19 protein-coding genes are annotated in these 26,537 nt (G+C 47.4%); 13 read left to right on the top strand and 6 right to left on the bottom strand.

Annotated features, from left to right (window positions below):
- Positions 1-14: 14 nt before the first annotated feature.
- From surE to rpoS, 5 genes are all read left to right on the top strand, one after another.
- Positions 15-767 carry a 5'/3'-nucleotidase SurE gene (gene surE / locus QL234_RS01625; protein ID WP_281556121.1) on the top strand — a complete coding sequence of 251 codons (753 nt, stop codon included), beginning with the start codon at positions 15-17 and terminating at the stop codon, positions 765-767.
- Positions 764-1,435: a protein-L-isoaspartate(D-aspartate) O-methyltransferase gene (locus tag QL234_RS01630; protein WP_281556122.1), complete on the top strand. Its 672-nt coding sequence runs from the start codon at positions 764-766 to the stop codon at positions 1,433-1,435. The genes surE and QL234_RS01630 overlap by 4 nt, the downstream gene beginning before the upstream one ends.
- A complete protein-coding gene (locus QL234_RS01635; protein ID WP_281556123.1) occupies positions 1,432-2,010 on the top strand; it encodes a YqaA family protein in 579 nt (192 codons plus the stop codon). Before QL234_RS01630 ends, QL234_RS01635 begins: the two co-directional genes overlap by 4 nt.
- Before the next feature lie 177 nt (positions 2,011-2,187).
- On the top strand, positions 2,188-2,988 hold the full coding sequence (locus tag QL234_RS01640; protein WP_281556124.1) for a peptidoglycan DD-metalloendopeptidase family protein: 801 nt from the start codon (positions 2,188-2,190) through the stop codon (positions 2,986-2,988).
- An 83-nt stretch (positions 2,989-3,071) separates the two neighbouring features.
- Complete coding sequence (rpoS, locus tag QL234_RS01645; RefSeq protein WP_281556125.1) at positions 3,072-3,998, top strand: RNA polymerase sigma factor RpoS; 927 nt, start codon at positions 3,072-3,074, stop codon at positions 3,996-3,998.
- Positions 3,999-4,289: 291 nt separating this feature from the next.
- Here rpoS and QL234_RS01650 read toward each other — a convergent pair whose 3' ends face one another.
- Positions 4,290-4,577, bottom strand: a complete 288-nt coding sequence (locus QL234_RS01650) for a hypothetical protein (RefSeq protein ID WP_281556126.1) — start codon at positions 4,575-4,577, stop codon at positions 4,290-4,292.
- A 620-nt stretch (positions 4,578-5,197) separates the two neighbouring features.
- Between QL234_RS01650 and QL234_RS01655 the strand changes: the two genes are divergently transcribed.
- Positions 5,198-6,358 (top strand): hypothetical protein, encoded by a 1,161-nt coding sequence (locus QL234_RS01655; RefSeq protein ID WP_281556127.1) that lies wholly within the window; start codon positions 5,198-5,200, stop codon positions 6,356-6,358.
- A gap of 144 nt (positions 6,359-6,502) precedes the next feature.
- On the opposite strand, the gene mutS is transcribed toward QL234_RS01655, so the two are convergent.
- The gene (gene mutS, locus QL234_RS01660; protein WP_281556128.1) at positions 6,503-9,064 is read right to left on the bottom strand and encodes a DNA mismatch repair protein MutS; all 2,562 of its coding nucleotides are present in this window, start codon (positions 9,062-9,064) and stop codon (positions 6,503-6,505) included.
- Between the two features lie 338 nt (positions 9,065-9,402).
- Here mutS and recA point away from each other — a divergent pair, with 338 nt between their 5' ends.
- From recA to metH, 3 genes are all read left to right on the top strand, one after another.
- The gene (gene recA, locus QL234_RS01665; RefSeq protein ID WP_281556129.1) at positions 9,403-10,431 is read left to right on the top strand and encodes a recombinase RecA; all 1,029 of its coding nucleotides are present in this window, start codon (positions 9,403-9,405) and stop codon (positions 10,429-10,431) included.
- A 457-nt stretch (positions 10,432-10,888) separates the two neighbouring features.
- Positions 10,889-11,830, top strand: a complete 942-nt coding sequence (metA, locus tag QL234_RS01670; RefSeq protein WP_281556130.1) for a homoserine O-succinyltransferase — start codon at positions 10,889-10,891, stop codon at positions 11,828-11,830.
- Between the two features lies 1 nt (position 11,831).
- A complete protein-coding gene (metH, locus tag QL234_RS01675; RefSeq protein WP_281556131.1) occupies positions 11,832-15,524 on the top strand; it encodes a methionine synthase in 3,693 nt (1,230 codons plus the stop codon).
- A 111-nt stretch (positions 15,525-15,635) separates the two neighbouring features.
- Here the strand turns inward: metH and QL234_RS01680 are convergent, their stop codons facing one another.
- A complete protein-coding gene (locus tag QL234_RS01680; RefSeq protein WP_281556132.1) occupies positions 15,636-17,951 on the bottom strand; it encodes a S9 family peptidase in 2,316 nt (771 codons plus the stop codon).
- Between the two features lie 506 nt (positions 17,952-18,457).
- Between QL234_RS01680 and QL234_RS01685 the strand changes: the two genes are divergently transcribed.
- From QL234_RS01685 to QL234_RS01695, 3 genes are all read left to right on the top strand, one after another.
- Entirely contained in the window at positions 18,458-20,926 is a 2,469-nt protein-coding gene (locus tag QL234_RS01685) for a PilZ domain-containing protein (RefSeq protein ID WP_281556133.1), read from the top strand.
- Between the two features lie 299 nt (positions 20,927-21,225).
- The gene (locus QL234_RS01690) at positions 21,226-22,284 is read left to right on the top strand and encodes a hypothetical protein (protein WP_281556134.1); all 1,059 of its coding nucleotides are present in this window, start codon (positions 21,226-21,228) and stop codon (positions 22,282-22,284) included.
- Positions 22,285-22,294: 10 nt separating this feature from the next.
- Positions 22,295-22,720: a phosphate ABC transporter substrate-binding protein gene (locus QL234_RS01695; RefSeq protein WP_281556135.1), complete on the top strand. Its 426-nt coding sequence runs from the start codon at positions 22,295-22,297 to the stop codon at positions 22,718-22,720.
- 186 nt (positions 22,721-22,906) lie between these two features.
- Here the strand turns inward: QL234_RS01695 and serB are convergent, their stop codons facing one another.
- A complete protein-coding gene (gene serB, locus QL234_RS01700; protein WP_281556136.1) occupies positions 22,907-23,980 on the bottom strand; it encodes a phosphoserine phosphatase SerB in 1,074 nt (357 codons plus the stop codon).
- A gap of 113 nt (positions 23,981-24,093) precedes the next feature.
- Here serB and QL234_RS01705 point away from each other — a divergent pair, with 113 nt between their 5' ends.
- A complete protein-coding gene (locus tag QL234_RS01705) occupies positions 24,094-24,726 on the top strand; it encodes an AhpA/YtjB family protein (RefSeq protein WP_281556137.1) in 633 nt (210 codons plus the stop codon).
- Between the two features lie 27 nt (positions 24,727-24,753).
- Here the strand turns inward: QL234_RS01705 and QL234_RS01710 are convergent, their stop codons facing one another.
- On the bottom strand, positions 24,754-25,554 hold the full coding sequence (locus QL234_RS01710; protein WP_281556138.1) for a TatD family hydrolase: 801 nt from the start codon (positions 25,552-25,554) through the stop codon (positions 24,754-24,756).
- Between the two features lie 93 nt (positions 25,555-25,647).
- Positions 25,648-26,403, bottom strand: coding sequence for a transporter substrate-binding domain-containing protein (locus QL234_RS01715; protein ID WP_281556139.1), 756 nt, complete (start codon positions 26,401-26,403; stop codon positions 25,648-25,650).
- Positions 26,404-26,537 lie beyond the last annotated feature (134 nt).

Below are 26,537 nucleotides of genomic sequence, written 5' to 3' on the forward strand. Positions count from 1 at the left end.
AAATGGATAACAAGATGAATATTTTATTAAGCAATGATGATGGTGTGCATGCCTTAGGTATCAAGGTACTGCACCAGGAGCTGGTGAAATTTGCCGGGGTAAAGGTTATTGCCCCCGACAGAAATTGCAGCGGCGCCAGTAACTCCCTGACCTTATTAAATCCTTTGCGGGCGCAAACGCTGGATAACGGCTTTATTTCCGTTAACGGTACGCCGACCGACTCGGTGCATCTTGGTATCAGCCAGTTGATGGATCCTCTGCCGGATCTGGTGGTGGCGGGGATCAATAACGGCGCCAACTTAGGCGATGATGTGCTTTACTCCGGTACGGTGGCCGCCGCCACCGAAGGCCGTCATATGGGGATGCCGGCGATTGCCGTTTCCCTGGTGGGCAAACATGAGCAACATTACCAAACGGCAGCCATAGTGGCTGCCCAGCTGATTAAGCGTTTACAGCAGCATCCGCTGCCGGCGGATCAAATCATCAATTTAAATGTTCCCGATGTTGCCATTGAAGACTTAAAAGGCATTAAGGTGACCCGCTTGGGCAACCGCCATAAAGCGGAAACCATGGAAAAAACACAAGATCCCTGGCGCCGCGATATTTACTGGTATGGCTCGTTAGGCCGGGAGCAGGATGCCGGCGAAGGCACTGATTTTCACGCGGTCGCCAATGGTTATGCCTCGGTTACGCCGTTAACCGTGGATATGACCGCCTATAAAAGCATGGAGCAAATGACCGAGTGGATGAGTGAATTGACGCTATGACTTTAAACAAGAGCAGAGTACACAGCAATATCGGCGGCAAGTCCGGGCGCAGCGGAGAAATTCTTGCGCAAAAACTCTTTGCTGAAGGTATTCAAAACCAGCAGGTATTACAAGCCATTGCCCGCAGCCCGCGCCATATTTTCGTGCCGGAAATACTGGCCCATAAGGCCTATGACAATACCGCGCTGCCGATAGGCCAGGGACAAACCATCTCTCAGCCTTATATTGTCGCCAAAATGTCTGAGTTATTGCTGGCCGGGGGAACGCCCGGCAGCATTTTGGAAATCGGCACCGGCTCCGGCTATCAGACCTCGATCCTGGCGCAGTTAACCAACCGGGTATTTTCGGTGGAGCGCATTAAATCGCTGCAATGGCAGGCGAAAAGACGATTGCAGGCCATGGATCTGCACAATGTGTCGATGAAACACGGCGATGGCTGGCAGGGCTGGGCCAGTAAGGCGCCGTTTGAAGCCATAATCGTTACCGCCGCTCCCAACCAGGTACCGCAGGCCCTGCTTGAACAACTGAGCGACAACGGCCGTTTGGTGATCCCGGTGGGGGAGCAGCAGCAGGTATTAAAAATCATCACCCGCAAGGGTGATCAGTTTCACGAACAACAGGTAGAGGCGGTGCGTTTTGTTCCCCTGGTACCGGGAACCCTATTATGAGAATTTTTTCCGCCCTATATGAGTGGACCATGCGCTGGGCCGAGCATAAGCTGGCGCCGAAAGCCCTGGCAGTATTAACCTTTGCCGAGTCGGTATTTTTTCCTATTCCCCCGGATGTCTTGCTTGCCCCTATGGTGCTGGCGAAGCCGAAAAAAGCCTGGTCGCTGGCAGCGTTGACCACAGTCTCGTCTGTGATCGGTGGTATTGTCGGTTATGTATTGGGTTATCTGATGTTTGAACCCTGGATTCAGCCGGTGATCACTGAGCTGGGTTATCAGGCGCGTTTTGATCAAGTCACCGACTGGTTTACCCGCTGGGGCTTTTGGGTGGTGTTTTTAGCGGGCTTTACCCCGATCCCCTATAAGTTATTCACCGTCAGCGCCGGTTTCCTGCAAATGGCCTTTTTGCCGTTTTTATTTGCCTCGGCGGTGGGGCGCGGCATGCGCTTTTTCCTGGTAGCGGGCCTTATTCAGTGGGGCGGCGAAAAAATGGAGCAAAAACTGAGGCAATGGGTGGATGCCCTGGGCTGGGGTGTAGTGATATTGGCGATCATGGCATACTTCCTCAGCCGCTGATGTTTTTTGAAAGTTTGTCTTACAGATTTAATCTTGATAAGCATTTTTAACGGCGTTATCTTTGAACCGGGTTTTTAAGTGTTTTTTATCGTGGCAAATAATGGCAATAAGATGACTGATATTATTAAGGAAATATTAAATTTTAACCGTGGCAGTGCCGCGGTTTTCTTTTGTTGTTTGCTGTTATCCGCCTGTAGCAGCCGGCAGACCCCGGCGCCGGTTGGCGATGTCCACGGCAGCGTGCCTTTGAAAAAGCGGGTCAAAAACAGTATCAGCGCCACCGAATATACGGTGAAGAAAGGCGAAACCTTATATTCTATTGCCTGGCGTGCCAATCTTGATGTCAGGAAGCTGGCGAAAATAAACAGCATAAATGCCCCCTATCGGATCTTCCCCGGTCAAAAATTAACCTTGACGCCAAAAGTGGCGAAAGCGAGTAAAGTCGCTGCCTCCGCTAAAAAATCGACTAAAAACTCTGGTAAGACCATTGCTAAAGTAGTGAAGAAACCAGTTGCACCGATTAAAAAGCAAGCGTATGGTAAGAGTGCAAGTGAACAAAAATTAAGCAAAAAATCAACTTTACCCCAGGACAACTATTCACAAAAAATTCGTGAATGGCAGTGGCCGGCGGCGGGAAAGGTAATTGCGAAATTTTCAACTGCACCCCAAGGCAACAAAGGAATAGATATTGCCGGTCGTCGGGGCAACGCGGTTAAAGCCGCCGCAGCGGGTAAAGTCGTGTATGCGGGCAACGCGTTAAGGGGATATGGAAATTTAATTATCGTCAAACATAACGATGATTATTTAAGTGCCTACGCCCACAATGACCAGATTAAAGTGAAAGAGCAGCAACTTGTTAAAGCAGGTGATGTTATCGCCAACATGGGAGATACCGAATCCGAAAGAGTCATGCTTCATTTTGAAGTTCGCTTTCGGGGCAAGTCGGTCAATCCACTGAAGTACTTACCAAAAAAATAATAATATCTATAAACGGATTATTGGAGCCAACGTGAATATTTAATCAGTATTTTTAAGCTTTGCTAAATTATGGGAGATATAGCATGGGCAAACAAAAAGAACTAAATGAAGTTGTTATTGATGATAAGAGCAGCGAACAGGAGGTCTCATTAAAGGCTCAGGATGAGGTTTCGGCGAACTTGGATGCAACCCAGTTGTATTTGAGTGAAATTGGTTTTTCCCCGTTACTGACCGCAGAAGAGGAAGTTTATTTTTCTCGTCTGGCACTTAAAGGTGACGAACCATCCCGTAAACGCATGATCGAAAGCAATCTAAGGTTAGTGGTTAAAATAGCGCGGCGCTATAACAACCGAGGTTTGCCGTTACTGGATTTAGTCGAAGAAGGAAATTTAGGACTGATCCGCGCCGTAGAAAAATTTGATCCCGAACGGGGCTTCCGCTTTTCCACCTACGCCACCTGGTGGATACGACAGACGATCGAACGGGCGATCATGAACCAGACCCGTACCATACGTTTACCTATCCATGTTGTCAAAGAGCTTAATATCTACTTACGTGCCGCCCGAGAGCTGGTGCAAAAACTTGACCATGAACCGACAGCCGAAGAAATAGCAGCAGCGCTTGATAAGCCGGTGGCGGATGTCAGCAAAATGCTCAGGCTCAACGAGCGTATTACCTCCGTCGACTCTCCCTTTAGCGGCGATACCGAAAAAGCCCTGCTGGATGTGATCCCCGATGAAAAAAGCGGTGGCCCGGAAGGGGACCTGCAGTCGGAAGATATGAACAATAATATTATCCACTGGCTGAATGAGCTTAACTCCAAGCAGCGGGAAGTACTGGCGCGCCGTTTTGGTTTAATGGGATATGAAGCGGCCACCTTGGAAGATGTTGGCGTGGAAATTGGGCTGACTCGGGAGCGGGTAAGACAAATTCAGGTAGAAGCATTGAAACGCCTGCGCGATATTTTAAGTCAGCAAAACTTGTCGATAGAAGCAATTTTCCAAAACTAACGATAGATACCTTAGCGGTAAGTATCAGTACACTCTGTAGTTTTTAAGCCTTGTCGCCTTTGGCGGTGAGGCTTTTTTATGTATGAAGGCTTGGTATTAAGTGGCTTTATGGATACCGAGAAACTTCGCCCTGAAAATACGAATGCAGGGAACATGTTTATTAAATGCAGCGTCAGTAGTTTATACCCGATAGAGAATAAGGGAGGGTTTTAAGCCGGGTGGGCCATCAACATAGCTGGCGATTGCCTGTGTTAGCTCACCTAAATCTTTTCCTCATCACCAAACCGATAGTTAAACCGGTTGTTCAGGCTTTAGATCGCGCAATCCCTGGAGGATCTTATTCATTTTATCCCGGTAGTCCCTGATCTGCATTTTCAAACGATAGCATACATACCAGATACCTTCACTAGTTGGCGGGGTGATGCATTCGGGCTCGCGGGCCACTGCGGCGAAGGCATCACAGAGAAAGGAGCATTCATCGCTAAACCTGCTAAAGTCGTCACAAAGCTCAAGACACTCACTTGATAGCTGTTTTCGCTTAGCTTCGTAATTAGTATTTGGGCTAGTTGATTCAGACATGATACTGCCCTCCTATGATGCTTGGTTGTACACAGTAACGGGCAAGCTTGCTACAGGTTATTGGCAGTTGCCTGGGGTGAGGTATAAGGTTAGGTATATCTTCTGTTAAAGAAACTTTAACCGCGTGAAACTCTGGCATATCATTAGAGTTAGCCATGATGGATACCTTCTTTATCTGTTGTGGTTAGCTTCCTCTGAGTGTTGCTATCACTTAGGGGGAGCGCTTGGTTTATCTGTTAGTTCTCTTTGTTAAGCACCTCCGCTGGTGAATTATTCACCTATTAGTCATAGTACAAAAGGCTGTAAAAATCAACAGTGATGGCTGGTTCTTGGTTATAAAGTGAAATAGCTTTTTAGTTTTTTCAGCAGCAGTGAGTGAGGTTTTTTTGGGGAGATTTAGAAAATCACTTGTCATCAATTATATTTCGAAACACTTTCCCGCATTTTGCCTCGACTACAACATAAATTCATTAAGCACTAAGGGGGTGAAGTGTGCAAATCGGATAAAAGTCACTAATTTTTATTTGAGCCCGTTTTCTTCCCCAAGCCGCTAATTTACTGCAGAAACCCGTCTATACTTAGCTGCGAAGTACCCACTCATAAAAACCGAGGACATATTCATGGACAGGAAAATAAGTTGCTCGTTAGTAGTCGGATTCGCCGTTTTAATCTCTCCCGTAAGCAATGCAGAAAACCTCCCCAGTGCGGAGGAAATGTGGCAGGCAATACAAGATTTACAAGCAGAAAACAAACGATTGCGTAAGGTACTAAGTTCATCCCCCGGCAATAAGGTTCAAGCATCTGGGCATGATAAAAATACTGAGACTCAGGTAAAGGAGGATAGTGGATTTAGCTTTAAATTTGGCCGGTTTATCCGTGCCGATGCCGGGCATGGTGATCGTTACGGCGATGGCCATGGTGATGATCGGCTAGGCATCACTAAGGCGGCACTTGCCATCACCAGTGAATATGAGAATATCACTGGCGTGTTTGTGGTCGGTACCGAAATAACCAGTCTTGACGATCCCAATGAAGATGGCGATGTTGATATTAAAGATGCCTTCATTGTCATTAAAGATTTTGGCTGGCAAGGCTTTGATGTCACTATGGGGGCGCAACCCCTGTTGATAGGTTTAAAGCCTGAAGGCTATCCGGGAGACCATAGTATTCAAGGCAGTATCGAGTATGGCGCCGGTGATGCTTTTGCTTTTTCCAATCAGGCCGGTCCGGCATTAACCGCCGATTGGCGCTATAGTGATACCCAGCGCATCAGAGTGGGGGTCTTTGATCAAAAAGACTATTTCAACTCGGGCTCTGTCGATGTCACCCTTGCCGAAGAGGGCTCTGATATCTCAGATAATTATTATTTGCAGTGGACCGGGAGCAGCCTGTTTGGCTCCGGCTTTTATGCCAACCTGGTTTATGAGTCACGCTATCTGGGGGGCATGATAAATAATAATGAAGATATATGGGCAGCCGGTTTGGGCTGGCAACAAGGAGCGGTTGATTTATCTTTGGAATATGTTTCTTTGGATAAAGCCTTTAATGCTACCTTAAAGGATGAGAGCTACCTTATTGCCGAGTCTTCTTATGCTGTGAGTGAAAAAACCGGTATCTACTTTGATTATTCGGCGGCCGATGAACTTGATTTGAAAACCTACCGTCTCGGTTTGAATTATTTTTATAATCCACACACCACCTTTTCCGTTGAATATAGTGAAGATGACTTACCCGGTGAGGATCTGGAGAGTTTAGATTTACGGGTTAGTTTGCATTATTAACCTGCATTATCGGTTTATACAAGGGCTGGTTAAAGATTGAATATTCGCCCTTGTTTTCCGTGTTTTAAAAAATAGAAATCCCGCCGCAGAAGTTTTATTATCTGTGACGGGGTTTCATGTTTACAAGTCAGTCATCTGCTGGTGTTACAGCTGTTCCTTGAGGTTAAAGAGTAAATCCAGTGCCTGTCTGGGGCTTAAGTCATTAATATCTGTGGCGGCTAAAGTATCGATCACCGGGTGGTTATTATCCATCAGCGGCAGCTGCTCGAAGCTGGCCTCGGTTGCGGGCAATATCGAGGGCGCCTGCTGATTTTCCAGTTCGCTCAATCTTTGTTTCGCCCTGTGGATCACGGTTTTCGGCACCCCGGCAAGCTGAGCTACCTGCAAGCCGAAACTCTTGCTGGCGGCCCCTTCCTGCACTGCATGCATAAAAATAATATTGTCGTTATGTTCAACCGCATCCAGGTGCACATTGGCCAGGCTGGGGATTTGTTCGGCCAGCAGGGTCAGTTCGAAATAATGGCTGGCAAACAGGGTAAAGGCGCGGGTTTTATTGGCGAGCATTTCGGCGCAGGCCCAGGCCAGGGATAAACCGTCATAGGTACTGGTGCCGCGGCCGATTTCATCGAGCAAGACCAGGCTTTTATCTGTGGCATTATGGAGAATATTGGCGGTTTCCGTCATTTCTACCATAAAGGTCGAGCGGCCGCTGGCGAGATCGTCGGAGGCGCCGATACGGGTGAAAATGCGATCCACCATGCCGATTTTGGCCGTGCTGGCCGGTACATAACAGCCGATATGGGCCAAGAGTACGATTAAGGCGGTTTGGCGCATATAGGTTGATTTACCGCCCATGTTCGGGCCGGTAATGATCAGCATTTTCCTGTCCTGGTTTAAGGCAACCGGGTTGGCGATAAAGGCATCTTCCGTCATTTGCTCTACTACCGGGTGGCGGCCGGCTTCTATTTCGACCCCGGGTTTGTCGCTTAAGACAGGTTTGACATAATTTAAGGTTTCCGCTCTTTCGGCGAAGGTATTAAGGACGTCCAGCTCTGCCAGGCCCTGGGCCAGCTGTTGTAATTGCGCCAGTTCCGGCAAGACTTTGTCGAAAAGCTCGTCGTATAAGCGTTTTTCCAGCGCCAGGAATTTACTCTGGGCGCTGAGTACGGTTTCTTCGTGCTGCTTCAGCTCTTCGGTAATATAACGTTCGTTGTTTTTCAGGGTCTGGCGGCGGATATATTCCGGCGGCACATCGCCGGAGGAGGCGCGGCCCACTTCGATAAAGAAGCCGTGCACCTTGTTATAGCCGACTTTCAGGCTGTGGATGCCGGTGCGGGCTTTTTCCCTTTCCTCTATTTGGGCGAGGAAGTCGGTGGCGCCGTCGCTTAAATCCCTTAACCTGTCCAGCTCCTGGTGATAACCGGGAGCAATTACGCCGCCGTCGCGGATCAGTACCGGCGGATTGTCGACTATCGCCTGTTCCAGCAAGTGCTGGATTTGCGGCATAGGCTTAGTATCCCGTGCCAGTTGCAATAAATAATCTTTCGGGCTGACCGCCAATACCTGTTGTATTTCATCCAGTTGCTGCAGGGCATTACGCAAGCGGGCGAAATCCCGCGGCCGGGCGGATCTTAACGCAATACGGGAGACGATACGCTCAACATCCCCTAAAGGTTTGAGCAAGTCGAAAAGCTCTTCCTGCAGGTCTTGCGCTAAGATATCGCTGATGGCATTTTGCCTGTTAGTCAGGGTACGCAGCTCCCTCAGCGGGAAGTGCAACCAGCGTTTTAACAGCCGTGATCCCATGGGGGTGGCGCTTTTATCCAAAATGGCTGCCAGGGTATTTTCCTGGCCGCCGGAGAGATTGATGGTTAATTCCAGGTTACGCCGGGTGGCGGCATCGAGCACTACCCCGGTGGCGGAAGACTCGCTGATAATGGCGCGGATATGGGGCAGGGCGGTGCGCTGGCTGTCTTTGACATATTGGAACAGGCAGCCGGCGGCGGCCAGGCCACGGGTTTGCTCGCTCACGCCAAAACCCGATAGTTCCTTGGTGCCAAATTGTTTGTTGAGTAATTTTACCGCGGTATCGAGATCGTATTCCCAGTCGGGGCGACGGCGCAGGCCCTTTCTGTGGTCGATTAACGCCATTTCGGAGAAAGACTCGGGATAAAGCAATTCTGCCGGCGATAAACGTTGTAATTCTGCCTGTAACTGTTCGCTGCTTCTGGGCTCGGTTAAGACAAAGCGACCGCTGGTCATGTCGAGATAAGCTAAACCAAAGCCCTGAGCCGTTTCGGCGATGGCGACAATCAGGTTATCCTGCCGGTCCGATAATAATGCCTCGTCGCTGACGGTACCCGGGGTGACGACTTTTACTACTTTACGCTCTACCGGGCCTTTGCTGGTAGCGGGATCGCCAATTTGCTCACAAAGGGCCACCGACTCACCCAGCTGGACTAATTTTGCCAGATAAGTTTCCACCGCATGATAAGGTACCCCCGCCATAGGGATGGCATTGCCGCCGGATTTGCCCCGGGCGGTGAGGGAGATATCTAATAAATCCGAGGCTTTTTTGGCATCGTCGAAAAACAACTCATAAAAATCTCCCATGCGGTAGAACACCAATATATGGGGAAACTCAGCTTTAATGGTCAGATACTGGCGCATCATCGGGGTATGGGAGGAAAAATCTGTCGTCGTCATTGCTCTTGGATTATTTGTTAACTGGCATTAAATATGCGGGAAATTATTTGCCGGGAATTATGCCACAGCCTCAGGGGAGAATCTTTAGTTATTACCAGGCAGATTGCCTTAAATTATTTATCCAGTAAAAACACCTGTATAAAAACACTGTGGCTGTGTTATCAACAAGAGGGGAGTCATTAAAAGATGAAAATAATTTTACTTTATTAACAGCGCGTTAGTTCGGTTTTGCCCACTAAGGATGAATTTAAATCACGAAAGGACTTGATACTGTACGACTATACAGTATACTGGCGTCATTGAAACAGATTAAACCTATCGTAATTGTGGAGCGATAAATGGACGATAACAAAGAAAAAGCACTTTCAGCAGCGTTAAGCCAGATTGAACGTCAGTTTGGTAAAGGCTCAATCATGAAACTGGGTGAAAACCGCAGCATGGAAGTCGAAACTATTTCTACCGGATCCCTGGGTCTGGATGTCGCCTTAGGTGCCGGTGGCTTGCCTTTAGGACGTGTTGTTGAAATTTACGGTCCGGAATCAAGTGGTAAAACCACGTTAACCCTGGAAGTGATTGCCGAAGCCCAGCGTAACGGTAAAATTTGTGCTTTCGTTGATGCCGAACACGCCCTTGACCCGATTTATGCTGAAAAACTCGGTGTTAACATCAATGATCTTTTAGTGTCTCAGCCGGATACCGGTGAGCAGGCTCTAGAGATTTGTGACATGTTAACCCGCTCCGGTGCTATCGATGTTATCGTGGTCGACTCGGTGGCGGCTTTAACGCCGAAAGCGGAAATCGAAGGAGACATGGGTGACTCTCACATGGGTTTACAGGCCCGTATGTTATCCCAGGCGATGCGTAAGTTAACCGGTAACCTGAAGCAGTCAAATACTATGCTGATCTTCATCAACCAAATCCGGATGAAAATTGGTGTGATGTTCGGTAGCCCGGAAACCACCACAGGTGGTAATGCCTTGAAATTCTATGCTTCGGTTCGTTTAGATATCCGTCGTATCGGTGCGGTGAAAAGCGGCGATGAAATTGTCGGTAACGAAACCCGGGTTAAGGTGGTTAAAAACAAAATTGCGCCGCCGTTTAAACAAGTGGAATTCCAAATCCTTTACGGTGAAGGCATCAACAACCTGGGCGAATTAATCGACCTGGGCGTACAGCACAAAATGGTAGAAAAAGCCGGTGCCTGGTACAGCTATAACGGTGAGCGTATTGGTCAGGGTAAAGCAAATGCCACTAAATATTTGGATCAGCACCCGGAAATGGCCCAGGAAATTGACGGCCGCCTGCGCGAGTTGTTGTTAACCAGACCTGTTGACAGCGAAGCTCAGGAAGAAAACGCTACTGAGTAATCTAGTTGGCTGTTAAGTCAGGTAGACTAAAGCTTAATATTAAACCACTGCCCCGGCAGTGGTTTTTTATATACAGGATGTATGGTATGCAGTGGCTTCATGGATGAAGAAGAACTGCTATACAGGATGTATGGTATGCAGTGGCTTCATGGATGAAGAAGAACTGCTATACAGGATGTATGGCATGCAGTGGCTTCATGGATGAAGAAGAACTGCTATACAGGATGTATGGTATGCAGTGGCTTTAAGGATGCAGAAGCATTTTGATGGCCTGAATTTACCGGTCCTGACCCGCGACATTTAATCCTCCATTTCCTATGCTGATTTATAATTTATCTAACAGTAAGAGAATAAAATAACTTATTTGGACGTCTAAACGTTTAGATGTTGACATTTCTAGAGTTCCAAGTCACATTAGACACTTTATATCTTAGTGTTCTTGTTTAGGTTGATAGTTATGCCCATTAAAATTCCGGATCAGTTACCTGCTTTGTCCATTCTTGATAATGAGAATATCTTTGTGATGTCAGAGCACAGGGCGGTAAACCAGGATATCCGTCCGATGGAAGTGGCGATACTCAACCTGATGCCGAATAAAATCGCCACCGAAGTACAAATTCTGCGTATGCTGGCCAATACCCCGTTGCAGATCAATGTTGAATTTGTCCGCATCCATGCCGACGAGTCCAGACATACCCCTAAGGAACATCTGGATAATTTCTACCGCCTGTTTGATGATATCAAGGACAAGCAATACGATGGCCTGATCATCACCGGGGCGCCGCTGGCGCTGCTGGATTATCAGCAAGTAACTTTCTGGGACAAGATTTGCGAGGTTTTTGACTGGGCGGAGAAAAATGTTACTTCCACCATGTTTTCCTGCTGGGCCGCCCATGCCGCCCTGTATCACCATTACGGCATTAATCGCCACCTGCGTGAGCATAAGCTTTCCGGGGTTTATAACCATAGTCCGCTGGATGCCAGGGAGCAGTTGACCCGGGGGTTTGATGAAAGTTTCAAAGTGCCGCATTCCCGCTATGGTTATATCAGCAAAGAAGACTATCTTTCCATTCCGGGGTTGAAAATCCTGGCAGAATCAGATGCTGCCGGCGTCTACCTGGCGGCCAGTGAAAACAAGCAGCAGGTTTATCTGACCGGGCACCCGGAATATGATGCCAGCACTTTGGCTGAGGAATATCAAAGGGATCTGCAGGCGGATTTAGCGCCAACAATACCTGAGTTTTATTTCCCGGAAAATGATCCCGGCAAGTCGCCGCAGAGCACCTGGCGCAGTCACGGCAGTTTACTGTTTACCAACTGGCTCAATTACTACGTTTATCAAATTACACCTTATAAATTGGATGCCGATAATATCCAGGCCATCCACCCGGGAGTTTAATATGAAGCAGTCTGACTCTTTTGATTTATTTTCACAGCAACTAAGCAGCAGGATTTTAATTCTCGATGGCGCCATGGGCACTATGATCCAGGCGTATAAGCTCGAAGAGCAGGATTACCGCGGCCAGCGCTTTGCCGACTGGCACTGTGACGTTAAGGGCAATAATGATCTGCTGGTACTCACCCAGCCGGACATTATCCGGGATATTCACCGCGAATACCTGGAAGCCGGGGCGGATATCCTGGAAACCAATACCTTTAATGCCACCACAATCGCCATGGATGATTATGAGATGGCGGATATCAGCGCAGAAATCAATAAGGTGGCGGCGCAGCTGGCGCGAGAGGTGGCGGATGAGTATAACCGCAAGACTCCGGATAAGCCCAGGTTTGTCGCCGGGGTGCTCGGGCCGACCAACCGTACCTGCTCAATATCGCCGGATGTTAACGATCCCGCTTTTCGTAATGTCACCTTTGAGCAGTTAAAAGCCGCTTATATAGAATCTACCCTGGCCCTGATTGAAGGGGGCAGTGATATTATTCTTATCGAAACCATCTTCGATACTCTTAATGCCAAGGCGGCTATTTTTGCGGTGGAAGAAGCCTTTGAGCAGCTGAACCTGCGCCTGCCGGTGATGATTTCCGGCACTATTACCGATGCATCCGGCCGGACCCTGTCCGGGCAAACCACGGAAGCTTTTTATAACTCCCTGCGCCATGCCAAGCCGATTTCTTTTGGCCTGAACTGTGCCTTGGGGCCGGTGGAATTACGTCAGTATGTTGAAGAGCTCAGCCGCATCAGCGATGTTGCGGTTTCTGCCCACCCCAATGCCGGTTTGCCCAATGCCTTTGGCGAATATGATTTCTCGGTTGAGGACATGAACAATCATGTCAAAGAATGGGCGCAGTCGGGGTTTTTAAACATTATCGGCGGCTGCTGCGGCACCACACCCGAGCATATTAAAGGCATGCTGGAATCGGTAGAGGGCATGAAACCCAGAGAAATCAAAGCCCGTGATATTAGCTGTCGCCTTTCCGGTCTGGAAGCCTTAAACATTGCCGGCGACAGCTTATTCGTCAATGTCGGCGAGCGTACCAATGTTACCGGCTCGGCGATTTTTAAACGTTTGATCACCGAAGAAAATTATGACCAGGCCATAGCCGTGGCGCTGCAGCAGGTGGAAAACGGCGCCCAGATCATAGATATCAATATGGATGAAGGCATGCTGGACTCAAAAGCGGCCATGGTGCGTTTCTTGAACTTGATCGCCGGTGAGCCGGATATCGCCAAGGTGCCGATCATGATCGACTCTTCCAAATGGGATATCCTCGAAGCGGGGCTGCAATGCATTCAGGGTAAGGGCATAGTGAACTCCATCAGCCTAAAAGAAGGTGAAGAAATCTTCCGCAGGCAGGCGAAACTATTACGCCGTTACGGTGCTGCCGTGATTGTGATGGCTTTTGATGAAGTCGGCCAGGCGGATACCCGGGTGCGTAAGTTTGAAATTTGCCAGCGCGCCTATCATATCCTGGTGGATGAGATTGGTTTCCCGCCGGAAGATATTATTTTCGACCCCAACATTTTTGCCGTGGCCACAGGCATCGAAGAGCATAATAACTATGCCCTCGACTTTATCGAAGCGGTGGCAGATATTAAAGAAAACCTGCCTCATGCCATGATCTCCGGCGGTGTTTCCAATGTCTCTTTCTCTTTTCGGGGCAATAACCCGGTACGTGAAGCCATACATGCGGTATTTTTATATCATGCCATTAAAAACGGCATGGATATGGGCATAGTTAATGCCGGCCAGCTCGCCATCTATTCTGATATTCCGGATAACCTGCGCCTGGCGGTAGAAGATGTTATTCAAAACAGCGATGACGGTGCAACCGAACGCCTGTTGGAAGTAGCGGAAGCTTTCCGCGGTCAGGGGGGCAGTAAAAGCTCGGCGGTGGATTTAAGCTGGCGGGAATTGCCGGTTAATAAGCGTTTGGAACATGCCCTGGTTAAAGGCATCAATGAATTCATCGTGGAAGATACCGAAGCGGCCCGCCTTGAAGCCGACCGGCCTTTGGATGTAATTGAAGGGCCGCTGATGGATGGTATGAATATCGTCGGCGACCTGTTTGGTGCCGGGGAAATGTTTTTGCCCCAGGTGGTGAAATCCGCCCGGGTGATGAAGCAGGCGGTGGCTTATCTTAATCCCTTTATTGAGGCGGAGAAAACCGAAGTCAGCTCCAACGGTAAAGTACTGCTGGCCACGGTGAAAGGGGATGTGCACGATATCGGTAAGAATATTGTCGGCGTGGTGCTGCAGTGTAATAACTATGACATTATCGATCTCGGGGTGATGGTCTCCTGTGAAGAGATTTTACGGGTGGCCCGTGAGGAGAAGGTTGATATCATCGGCCTGTCCGGCTTGATCACCCCGTCACTGGATGAAATGGTGCATGTTGCCAAAGAGATGAAGCGCCAGGACTTTAACCTGCCGCTGTTAATTGGCGGGGCCACCACCTCAAAGGCCCATACCGCGGTGAAAATTGAGCCCCAATACCAGCACCCTGTGGTGTATGTGCCGAATGCCTCGCGCTCGGTTTCCGTGGTTACCAGCTTATTGTCGGATGAATTACGGCCGGCATTTATGGCGCGCCAGACGGATGAATATCAGCGGGTGCGTGAGCGCCATTATAAAAAAGGCCCGCGCTCGAGTTTAGTGTCGCTGGAACAGGCGCGGGAGAATGCGACGCCGCTCAGCTTTGAGCAGTATCAGCCGAAAACCCCGAATAAGCTTGGCGTTACCGTACTCGATGAACTGGACTTAACCGAGATCCGAAATTTTATCGACTGGACGCCGTTTTTTATGACCTGGCAGCTCTCAGGTAAATATCCGAAAATTCTTGAGCATGAGCTTATCGGTGAAGAAGCCAGGAAACTCTTTAACGATGCCAATGCCATGCTTGATGATTTGATCAATAACAGCAAGGTTAAAGCCAAAGCGGTTTTTGGTTTATTCCCGGCGTTACGGGAGCAAGATGATTTAATTCTGTATCAGGATGATAGCCGCTCAGAGCAGCTGATGAGATTACATCAATTGCGCCAGCAAAGTAAGAAACCGGCCGGCCAATACAATCGCTGCTTATCGGATTATGTGGCCGATAAAACCTCAGGTATTAACGATTATGTCGGCGCTTTTGCGGTTTCTGCCGGTTTTGGTGTCGATGAACTGGTGAAGGTCTATGATGAGAACCATGATGCCTATAACAGTATTTTGCTAAAAGCGGTAGCGGATCGCCTGGCTGAAGCCAGTGCCGAATATCTGCATATGAAGATACGCACCGAGTACTGGGGTTATGCGCCGGATGAAGCTTTGGATAATGAAGCGCTTATTCGTGAGCAATACCAGGGCATACGCCCGGCGCCGGGTTATCCTGCCTGCCCCGAGCATACCGAAAAAGGCCTGTTATGGGAGCTGCTCAATGTCGAAGAAAATATCGGCATGCAACTTACCTCAAGTTATGCCATGTGGCCGGGGGCTGCAGTGAGCGGCTGGTACTTTGCCCATCCGGATGCCAAATACTTTGCGGTGGCCAAAGTGGCCAAAGACCAGGTACTCGATTATGCGGCGCGTAAAGAGATGACCTTGCCGCAAGCCGAGCGCTGGCTGGCGGCGAATCTGGATTATGAACCTGAGTAGCTGCTTTGAATAAGCCTGGCTTGAGCATAACAGGCAAATAACTTGAGATAAAAAATAACCCGGTGACTTGATAAGTGACCGGGTTATTTATTGCTTATTTATTTTGGCAGTTTAACGGCCTGTACTTGCACTGGCTTCACTGCTACTGGCAGCATTTTTACTTTCATCTTTGCTGTCCGTTTCTGCGATCGCCGGAGTGACATTAAAGTGGCGGTTAAAGAAGCCCATAATGGTATTGTTTAAATGTACTTTGACTTTTTTACCGCGCATACTGTGTTTGCTGCCGGGATAGGTCATGAGTTCAAACACCTTGTTTTCATCCTGTAAGCTCTTGATAAGCTTAGTGGTGTTGGTAAAGAGTACGTTGTCGTCCGCCATGCCGTGGTACACCATCAGCGGTCCCTGCAGGCCGCCAACATAAGGGAATACGCTGCTTTGCTGGTAACCGAAAGCATTGCTTTGCGGGTGGCTCAGGTAACGTTCGGTATAGTGGGTGTCATACAATAACCAGTCGGTGACCGGCGCACCGGAAACCCCGGCTTTAAAGTATTCGCCCGCTTTAAACATGGTCATCAACGCCATATAACCGCCGTAGGAATGGCCAAAAATTCCGATGCGCTCTTTATCGACATAAGGTAAGGTATGCAGGAATTTGACCCCGGTGATCTGATCGGCAACCTCTACCACCCCTAAGTTTTCATAGATGGGGAATTCAAATGCCGTACCCCGGTAGTTTGAGCCGCGGTTATCCAGCTGATAAACAATATAACCCTGCTGCACCATATACTGGCTCATGGCAGCCCCTTGCCATTTGTTGGTTACCCTTTGTGCGTGCGGGCCGCCGTAGACATTGACAATGACCGGGTATTTCTTCCCCGGCACCATGTTTTTAGGTTTGAATAATTTGTAATACAGGGTGGCCTTGTCGTCGTCGGATTTTAGCGAGCCAAATTCCGGCATCACAATATCGTCGTAATAAGGTTTGATCGGGTGGCTGTCTGTTACCTGGTTTTGCTCTAGCCAGGTAATGTGCTCACCGTTGACCTGGTGTAAACTCACCTGCTGTGGTGTCTGGATATTGGAAAACTTGTCGATATAACTGCGGTTATCCCGTGAAAATACTATGCTGTGGAAACCATTGCGTTTGGTGACCCGTACCACGTGTTCAGGGGCTTTGCCGTCCAGCGGCACCTTATATAAATGTCTTTCCAGCGGGGTATCCGCGCGACCGGTAAAATATACCCAGCCATTTTCTTCATCGACACTTTTTAGGGAATCCACTACCCAGTCGCCTTTGCTGAGCTGGGCGATAAGCTCCCCTTTGATATTGAAGTGATAAAGGTGTTTAAAACCGTCACGCTCCGAGGCCCAGATAAAAGATTTGGCATCTTTTAAAAATTTCAGGTCGTGGTGCAGGTTTATCCAGTGATCTGAGGTTTCCGTTAACAAGGTTTTTTGTTTGCGGCTTTTCAGATTATAGAGGTTAAGCTTAAGGGTCTTCTGATCCCGGCTTTGCCACTGGTAGGACAGGCTTTTACTGTTAGGCAGCCACTTTACCCGCGGCAGGTAAATGTTTTGTTCTTTACCTGTGTCGATAAAGCGGATGTCCTGATCTTCCAAGTCTACCGTTGCCAGTTGGATCTTGACATTGTTGCTGCCGGTGGCGGGATATCTTTGTTCGATCAGTTTAATTTCTTCGGCATAAATCTCATTGCGGATCACGGTTTGTACCGGAGATTCGTCTACCCGTAAAAAAGCGATATGCTTTTCATTCGGTGACCACCAGTAGCCGGTCATACGGTCCATTTCTTCCTGGGCAACAAATTCTGCCATGCCGTTTTTAATGGTGTCTTTGCCGTCTTTGGTCAGGCGGATTTCTTTGCCGCTTTTGATATTGATGGCATAAATATTCTGCTCGCGGATAAAAGAGACGTAATTGCCCTTGGGAGAGAATTTGACATCGGTTTCAAATGCCGCGGTTTTGGTCAGCCGTTTTGAGGTTTTGCTGGCCAGATCGTAATGATAAATATCACCGTTAAGGGGGAACAATAAGGCAGTGCCGTCTTTTGAGAAAGTATACTCCATGATCCCCTGACCATAGATGCGCTGGCGCTCACGCCGGGCTTTTTCTTCATCGGAAAGCACTTCCTCACCGCTGAATAATTCCTGGGAATCCACCAGTAATTTATTTTCCTTACTGGTCAGGTTATATTCCCAGAGATCATAACGGTTTAAATCTTCGGTTTTTCCCTGAAGGTAAGTGACCCGGTTGCCGTCGGGAGAAAAACTTAATGATTTCGGGCTTGGACCGTCTAATGACGGTGAGCTGTAGATCCTTTCTATGCTTAACTGTTCCGCATGCAGACTTTGCATACCGGCGAGGGATAAAGTCGACGCGATTAAAGCCGTTTTTAGTATATTTTTCATGTATAAACCGTAATTGGGGTTCTGATTTGCCAGCGGCTTGCCTGTGTCGGGAACAGGCAGGGCAAAAATTATTTTTTAAATTCCTTAAATAGTAACAAAAACTGCCGCCAATAGCAGTGATCAAGAATGTAAATTTGTTGCAAGATATAACTTTTTACGGCAAAGGCCTTTTGCGAATGATGAAGATATAAATGTCTCCCGGTTGTTGTCGTGACAGCGTCAAGAATTTGAACCTTATGCTGTTGGCTCATATTAAACGAAAGAAAACAGGAGAAAGTGATTGTTTTTTATGGCTGTTTTGCTGAAGGGCAAAGCGCTCAGGCTTGCTGGCCAAGGCTGCTGCGAGGGGGGCTGTATAGTGAAATAACCTTTGCTATTATTTAACTAAAAGGGCGTAAAAATTGCTTAGCTTTATTTTGCTTACTTTTTAACGAATCAAATTATAATTAGTTTATGGTGTTAACCTGAATAAGCATTTGTTCCATTATGATGATATATAAGCGTAAATGACTAAAGATTTCTCTCAGTATCAAAATATAATTAGCCAGTTTCGCGGCCGGGTGGCAAATGCCAGCTTTGAGGCAGAGTTTAATGCGGCCACCGAGCACCTGGCAAAGACTGAAAAGTTTCTGCTGAAAATGGAATTAAAGCGCCTGGCAACCCCCTGTACCCGTTTGATTGACTTGCGCGGCCATGTTGACGGCGATTGCCGTCCTTATGAACATGATGGCAGTGTCCATTTTTTAGATGCCATCGCAATTAAGGTGTTTGAAGAGAACCTGGGCTTTTACGGCGCTTATACCCTGGCGGTTTATGAAGCGGTGAATAATACCGAAAACAATTTTCGGGTGATCTACCAAAAAGAAAAAGCGCAGTTGCAGTTGGCGAAGAGCCAGGGGGAAACTAAGGGGCTTGAAAAAAATCAATATCCGGCAACCTTATACCGTTTAGGGGAATACCATAACCGGCGCGAAGAGAGAATGAACTTTGCGGTGCCGTTGCTGGTGATCTTAGACGATGATACTGAGCTTGAGTCTACCAGCTCGGATATCAGTGTGCATGGCTGTAAATTTCGTTTACCTGCGGTGTGTGTGCTTAATGTCGGCCAGGTGGTTGGCATACGTTTTGTCGGCCTGGAGCAAGAGTTCCAGTTTGGCTTTGAAAACAGCTTTAACTATGAAATCCTGCAGGTTCAGGAAGAGAATAATCAGCTGCTGGTGTCCGTGAAAAGGGTTGATGCTCCTGCCGATGACAGCTTTATCAAGTTCCTGCGCGGCTTTATTCAGGGCAATAAAAGACGCTATAAAATCAATCTGGATAATACCATTAACGCGCTCCAGGCGCGCAGCATGGAGCAGTTTGTTTTACCTAAATCCAATGAATTGCCGGTTTTTGTCGAAGAAAACCAGGGGCAGCTGGTACCGCGTTATGTGCTGACTTCCGGTAATAATCGGCCCTGTTATCAGTATTGGCAGGATGAAAAACACCAGGTGACCTTACATTGTTTGATCAACAAAGACAGGATCGAGCGATTACAGAAAAAACGCCTGCTGGAAAATTCTTTACTGGTTTATAGCTTTATTCATTACAACCAGGGCAAGTCCTATTTTTATAGCGCAGACGAAGAGCAGTTAAAAGACGATAAAGACTTTATGAAGCGTTTTTTGGGGTTTGCCGCCGCAAGAGATTCTTTTGCCATCACAGAGTTAAGCTTTTTTGAGCTCGATGCCAGCCGGGCGTATTCTCCCTTTACCCTGTCCGACTCCCTGACCAAAAAAGATGAATATTTAAACTTGCCGCCTTCTCAGGAAGTGTTCGGCATTTTAGGGAAGTTACCCTATATTGTGGTGGCGAATAATATTACCGATGAGCGTTTGGTAGAAGACTATCGCTTGATTTCCTATGAAGGCATAGACATCAACCAGCTGAAAAACTTCGGCCATAAGCGTTTGAGCAAGCCTTATCCGGTGGATGAACTGGGGATCAATTACCGCAACCAGCGCCAGGAGCCGAGATTTAATTATAAAACGCCGGTGATCATTGAAAGCGAAGGCGTGAGCTGGCAAGGGGTTTCCCATGACTTTTCCGTGTCGGGGTTAATGATAGAGCTGGATAAACCGGCGGTGCTAAAAAAAGGCGATATCGTTCATCTTAGTTTTCCCAAATTACAGAAAATCACCTCTACTTTTGATCTGAAGTCGCTGCCTTATGAAACCGTGTGTATCAATAAAAAGAAGACCATCATTAACCTGCGGGTCTATGTTGAGCAGCACCAGCATATCGGCCGCAGCTTTTTTAAATTGTTGATCGAAAAAAACCGCGATAAGTTAACGGCGGATGAATATGCCATGATAGTGCCGGGATTAAGCAAAGCGCTGCGAAATGTCTACAGCCATAGCCTGAATATTTCCTCTTTGGTGGTACAAACCAGCGGCAGCCGTTATAAGATAGAGGCAATTGCCTGCAGCGCAGAAAACAACGAATTACTGTCTTTGATGCGCAGGTTAAGCGACCGCCAGCAGTATTATAATTTATATCCGCTGCTGAGTAATTTGCAGGCGACTAACATCATGAATAACAGTTTGAAAAAAATGCAAACCGGCGATGAACCGATCACTGAAATTTTATATGTTGCCATAAACCATGATGTTGAAATGGTCGAAAAAGCGGTGATGACTAAGCTTGCCAGCGAATTAAAATCCACCGACGATAGAAAAAACTTTATCCGCGATGCGTTAAAAGCCGGCAGCTTTTATTGTGTCCAGGTGAAGTTGTCACGGGCGGATGAGCCGGATATGGATTACTTAAATCCCGAGCTCAGTTATATCGGCTCTTATGCCATCCACAGGGGCAAGCAAATTGAACAGGAAATCTGGAGTGTTGCCGGCATCATCCAGTTGCTCGATATTACCCACGAGGCGATGATCCGCTATAACTTTGTGCCTGAAGGGGTGCATTCCTCTACCCTTTTATAACAGGTGTATTGCCGGCTGCCTCAGCGGCTTTTGCCTGGCTAAGGGAGCATTGACCTTTTCTCTGATAAAAGGTGACACTTTTGGTTTTTCATGCCGATAAGCGGCTTGCCCGGTCGCTTAAACCCTGTTATTTCACCGCCTGCGCGCTTTTATTTGCATAAATAAAGAAGTTGACTAACGTTAGATGTGATATCAGCAACTTGAGAATCACAATGAAAAAAATTCTTTTTATATTGTATTTATTGCTAATGAGTTTTCCTTCACTGGCGGAAGTTTCTATAAATGGATTTGGTTCAATAGTGGCAGCGAAGCTGACTTCAGGTGATGGTTATATTGCCGAATATCCCAACGTGGCAATTTATGAAGGGAGCTCGGTAGATTTTTCCAAAGAAACCCGTTTAGGCATACAGATCAGTGCCGATATAAACGAAAAAACCAGTGTAACTTCACAGCTTATTATGCGTTCGGCCAATGATTATGATGTTGAGCTCTCCTGGTTATTTCTGTCTTATCAAATTGATAATGATAAAAAAGTACAACTTGGCAGGTTAAGGCTTCCCGTGTATCACTTTTCAGAATACATGGATGTCGGTTATGCCTACCCCTGGTTGCGTATTCCTTCTGATACTTACTCGCTCGATGTGACCAACTACAATGGCGTTCGCTATAAGCAATCCTTTCAAATCTCCGATTATGTTTTAGAAGCTACCGCCTTATTCGGACGGGAGAAAGATGAGGATTCAGAACTGATCAGCTATTTATTTCCTAAACAAATCGATCGGGAATTTAAAAACCTCTATGGCGCTGTGCTTAATTTTGATATGGATACGTTTGTGATAAGAAGCTCATATGTCGAGGGAAACCTTGAAGAAACCCGGCACCTGCAGGGCTGGTTAGCTACAGCGTTAGGGTTTGAGAATACTTATATCAGTGATTTAGGTAAGGTTGATGAAAATGGCGACCCTTTAGTGGCTGCCGATACCGAGTACGATATTTCGTTTTTTGATGTGTCCGTGCAGTGGCATCTTGATAATTTTCATTTTTTTGCCGAATACAATAAATTCAAGCCTTTTTATAAATCCTATTTTGGCAGTATCAGTTATTCTTTTGATGAGTTTGAACCTTACCTGCTATGGTCTAAGTTTGATCTGGAAGAGGCTTGGGAATCTCACGACACCACCGCAATTGGCGTGCGTTATAACTTTATGCCCGGCATGGCGTTAAAATTTGATGTCAGCCGCTTTGATGATACCGGCTATAACCCTTTTACCCGCGAGCCTAACCCTGTCTATAAAGCGGATGATGATGGTGACGGGGATGTAACCATAGTGTCGATGGCGATAGACTTTGTTTTCTAGGGGATTGACGATGAAAAGATCATTTTTTGCACCGGTTTTACTGGCTTTGGCCATGTTAACCAATAGTTGGAGTGTTATGGCTGAAGTTGCTGTTATCGCTCATCCTTCCAATGAAAACTCCCCGAATAAAGCTCAGCTTATTAAAATTTTTCTTAAAAAGAATAAAGCGTTTGGCGACGGCTCTCCGGCGAAACCGATTTACCAGAAGAGCGGACAGGACATCAGTAAGGAATTTTACACTAAGGTGCTGCATAAGTCGGCGTCACAATTAAAATCCTACTGGACTAAGCTGATGTTTACCGGCAACGGTTCGGCGCCAAAAGAAGTCAAGGGAGCCGATGAAGTGATTGAACTGATCGCTAATAACCCGAGTTTTATCGGTTATATTGATGCAAGCAAGGTGACCGGCGAGGTAAAAGTGATTGCCAAGTTTTAAGTGCTGAGCTTGTATCTGTTTTAGCAATTGCTGCTGGTTTTCTGGTGAGTTCTTTCCGGGGCCAGCGCAAGACCTGAAGTGACAGCTATGCATCCTCTCTTGCAATAAATACACAGGGGAGAGGATGACTTTGGCCATTGCCGGTTTATTTCAGGCTGTTTATTCCAGGCTTTTATTTAAGGCTTTTTATTTAAGGTAATGTAATAAACAGTCCAGGCCGCTGTGGTTAATGCTGACATCGGCCTGTTCCAATACCAGGGGTTTAGCTTTAAAGGCCACCCCCAGGGCGGCACTGTTCATCATCATCAGATCATTGGCGCCATCTCCCATGGCCACGGTTTGCCTGTGGTCGAGCTCAAACTTATCACTGAGTACTTTCAGGGTCTGGGCCTTAACTTTAGCATCGACGATGTCACCGGTGACTTTGCCGGTGAGCTTGCCGTTTATGATTTCCAGTTCATTGGCAAAGGCGCCGTCGAGTTCCAGCAGCTGACACAGGTGATCGGCAAAATAAGTAAAGCCGCCGGAGGCGATGGCGACCCGCCATTGATGCTGTTTCAGGACGCTCACCAGGGTTTTCAGCCCGGGCATTAAAGGGATATCCCGGGCTACTTCTGCCAGGATGGATTCCGGGGCGCCGCTTAGCCGGGCAACTCTTTGTACTAAGCTCTGGACAAAATCGAGCTTGCCCTGCATTGCCAGTTCGGTCACTTCCGCTACCTGCTGGCCGACACCGGCAAGGGCGGCGATTTCATCAATGCACTCGATTTCTATGGTGGTGGAGTCCATATCCATCACCAGCAACCCCGGCTCACTTAAGCTGGGGGCATCTTTGATGAGGGCAGCTTCGATTTTATGTTTTAATGAAAACTGCGCCAATAACTGCCGGGATTTCCCGGGGTTCTGACAGCTGACCTGAAAGCGGTAGCTTGATTGTTGGTTACGGTTATTTATCCGGCTCAGACCGTCAATCTTGATGTCGCTGTCGGTGACTAGGCCATGAAGTTGTCCGATATTGGTTTGCCCTAAGACGACCAGCTCCAGAGCCCCTTGCGGGTCGACGTTTGTTTGGGGAATACTTTCCTTGTGTTGTTGCAAGGGGAAATCGGCGGCACAAAGGTCGGCTTCGAGTTTGAGATCTGTATGAGTGAGTTGAAAAAAACTGGGGTTCTTGTTTATGGTTGCCGACGGCGAAATGCACTGTTCCAGCGTCAGGTGGGTGATACTATCTAATGGTATTGAATATGTGGCAATTGACACTATAAGCCCCTGTTTAGCTAACAAAATAATACAAATATGTTCACGCCGGCATTTAAAATGAAGGGAGAACCCTCTATAGTGTAAGAAAACCTTCACTTCACTATAAAGTTTTTATGAAGCAATCCGAACAGCCTTTATACCCTAAAATTTCATCGATTTATAATAAAATTCTGCAATTAGCTATCGCGATTGTGTTTATTATTGTTTTGATGAATTTATGGCTGGCGGTTAACAATCGCGGACAGGCAACCATCGAGCAGCATTTTGATCATTTGGGTGATGTTTATCTGGAACAGGTTGCTGTGGCGGTGCTGACGTTAATGGAAAAAAGTCAGCAGCAAGAAAATAACAGGAAAGGCTTGCAGCTTTATCTTGACCAGCTGGGACAGACGCCTATGGTGAAGGATGTTTCCTTGTATGATCCCCAGGGACGCTTGCTGGCGCAATCAAGCGCGGCAGAAACTGTGAAGGGGCTGTTTGGTTTATCTCCGGCAACTGAGGACCGCAGCCGGCTTTACGTGCCATTTGTGCAGGAGCTGCGTAATGACAAGTTACGGGGTTATCTGCGCCTCTCTATTGAAAAATCCGTTTTTACTTCCGATCTTAATGCCACTAACTATGACGGTCAGCGCTTGCTCGGGATCATGTTGCTTATGGCGGGGCTTACGGGGTTCTTATTGACCCGGGGATTTAGCCGTTTTAGCCGCCAGGGCTACCGGCTGGCAAAGCCCAATAATCGTCGTTAATTTCAGCGTATTTTGTTGAGCGGCCATTTATGGCAGCTGAAACAATGCATTGATATTGCTTTCTATCTCCTTTGCGATAACCTCTGCCGGCTCCTGGCGTATTTGTGTTAAACAGTTGAAGACATTCACCAGTTTAAGGGGGCTGTTACTTTGCCCCTGAAATCCCGCTAACGGCATTGAAGGAGCGTCGGTTTCCAGCACCATTGCCGATAAAGGCAGGCGTTTAACCGTGTTGATGGTTTTTACGGCCCTGTCATAGCTGATAGTGCCGCCAATCCCTAATTTAAAGCCGAGATCTATATAGGTTTTTGCTTCCTGGTAGCTGCCGGAAAAGGCATGGATAATACCGCCATAAGGAGATTTGTTTTGTTTTAGTAAGGGAATGATCTCGTGGTGTGAGCGCCTGTGGTGTACGATCACAGGTAAATGGCAGTCTTTGGCCAGTTGCAGCTGGTACTCGAAGAAGCTTCTTTGCTGAGCCAGATTATCTTCTTTTTCGGCGATAACTTTGTCTATGCCGGTTTCCCCTATGGCGACGATATCCTTGCTATGCTGCTGGCTTAAGGTAGTGAGTTGTTCAAGGTGCTGTTGTGTTAACCCGGATAAAAACCAGGGGTGGATACCCAGGCAGGCTAATAACCGGGGAGCCTGGTTTTCCCCGCTGCAGTGTTGTCTGCATAATCTGATGACTTTAGACCAGTTATCCGGCGCCGTTGACGGTACTATGATGCGATGGATACCTGACGTTACGCAGTTAAACAGTAATTCTGGCAAATGTCCGGAAAACTCATCAAAGTCCAGATGGCAATGGCTGTCGGTAAATATCATGCTGTTAAGGTTTTGTTCGGCTTAGCTTCTTATGCCAGTGTATTCATTTTTATGCCTTGCTGCGAGCGAAAGTGAAGTTTAGAGGCGGGGCAATTACCGCGGGGAGTGAAAGTACTTGTTATGCAGCAAGGAGTATTTTTCATTACTGATGACTTTGAACAAGGCTTGCTGGAATTCTTGTACTAGTTTGTCATCGACGGCCTTATTAAAAGCAAAGCAAGCGGTGGTAGTTTTTAGCGGGTAAACGATTTGGTAATTCTCGGGGTCATAGCCGTATTGTTTGAGCATATTAGGCAGGGCATAACTGTCATAGGTAAATAGCTGGATTCTGTTTTTTTCCAGCAACACCAGGTTGGACTGTATCGAGACATTGCTGCTGATATTATCGCCCAGCGCCAATTCATGTCTTAAGATGTGCTCACCGGCGTCAAAACGCACGGTACCTATGTGATAGTTTTTCAATTCACTGAGATCTTTGATCGTGATATTGCTTGATTTCAGGGCCACCAGTACCACTTGTACCGTGCTGATCGGGCAGGCCCATTTAAACATCTGCTCTCTTTTTTCCGTTTTGCTGACTGCAAACAAGACATGATGGCTGTTTTGCTGCAGCTCCTTAAATGCCCGGGCCCAGGGCATTACATCCACTTTTTGCGGGGCAACGCCCAGTTCCAGCCAGACTTGATTTAATACCTCGATAGAGATGCCGGTGAGCTTACCTTGTTCCAGGTAATTAAACGGCGGGTAATCTTCCGTGGTGTAGTAGAGGTTTTCGAACGGACCCGTAAAGGACACAGGTGTGAAAAGCAGGCAGGCGAGTAAAAGTATTCGGGTAATATCATTAACCATACTGGGGCATCAGCCATCTTGAGGCATTTATCACAGGTTGCTGACATCAGTATAATGAAAAAAGCCGGCTTTGGCGCCGGCTTTATATACAAGAAGTATGTATGACGTGATCGCAAGGATGCGAAAGAGCGTCG

The organism is Thalassomonas sp. RHCl1 (assembly GCF_947387555.1).
Taxonomy (GTDB): domain Bacteria; phylum Pseudomonadota; class Gammaproteobacteria; order Enterobacterales; family Alteromonadaceae; genus Thalassomonas.

Bases quoted from the DNA above. Each gene is read 5' to 3' on its own strand.
- surE (WP_281556121.1), top strand. From the start codon at position 15: ATGAATATTTTATTAAGCAATGATGATGGTGTGCATGCCTTAGGTATC.
- QL234_RS01630 (WP_281556122.1), top strand. From the start codon at position 764: ATGACTTTAAACAAGAGCAGAGTACACAGCAATATCGGCGGCAAGTCC.
- QL234_RS01635 (WP_281556123.1), top strand. From the start codon at position 1,432: ATGAGAATTTTTTCCGCCCTATATGAGTGGACCATGCGCTGGGCCGAG.
- rpoS (WP_281556125.1), top strand. From the start codon at position 3,072: ATGGGCAAACAAAAAGAACTAAATGAAGTTGTTATTGATGATAAGAGC.
- QL234_RS01650 (WP_281556126.1), bottom strand. From the start codon at position 4,577: ATGTCTGAATCAACTAGCCCAAATACTAATTACGAAGCTAAGCGAAAA.
- QL234_RS01655 (WP_281556127.1), top strand. From the start codon at position 5,198: ATGGACAGGAAAATAAGTTGCTCGTTAGTAGTCGGATTCGCCGTTTTA.
- mutS (WP_281556128.1), bottom strand. From the start codon at position 9,064: ATGACGACGACAGATTTTTCCTCCCATACCCCGATGATGCGCCAGTAT.
- recA (WP_281556129.1), top strand. From the start codon at position 9,403: ATGGACGATAACAAAGAAAAAGCACTTTCAGCAGCGTTAAGCCAGATT.
- metA (WP_281556130.1), top strand. From the start codon at position 10,889: ATGCCCATTAAAATTCCGGATCAGTTACCTGCTTTGTCCATTCTTGAT.
- metH (WP_281556131.1), top strand. From the start codon at position 11,832: ATGAAGCAGTCTGACTCTTTTGATTTATTTTCACAGCAACTAAGCAGC.
- QL234_RS01680 (WP_281556132.1), bottom strand. From the start codon at position 17,951: ATGAAAAATATACTAAAAACGGCTTTAATCGCGTCGACTTTATCCCTC.
- QL234_RS01685 (WP_281556133.1), top strand. From the start codon at position 18,458: ATGACTAAAGATTTCTCTCAGTATCAAAATATAATTAGCCAGTTTCGC.
- QL234_RS01695 (WP_281556135.1), top strand. From the start codon at position 22,295: ATGAAAAGATCATTTTTTGCACCGGTTTTACTGGCTTTGGCCATGTTA.
- QL234_RS01705 (WP_281556137.1), top strand. From the start codon at position 24,094: ATGAAGCAATCCGAACAGCCTTTATACCCTAAAATTTCATCGATTTAT.
- QL234_RS01710 (WP_281556138.1), bottom strand. From the start codon at position 25,554: ATGATATTTACCGACAGCCATTGCCATCTGGACTTTGATGAGTTTTCC.
- QL234_RS01715 (WP_281556139.1), bottom strand. From the start codon at position 26,403: ATGGTTAATGATATTACCCGAATACTTTTACTCGCCTGCCTGCTTTTC.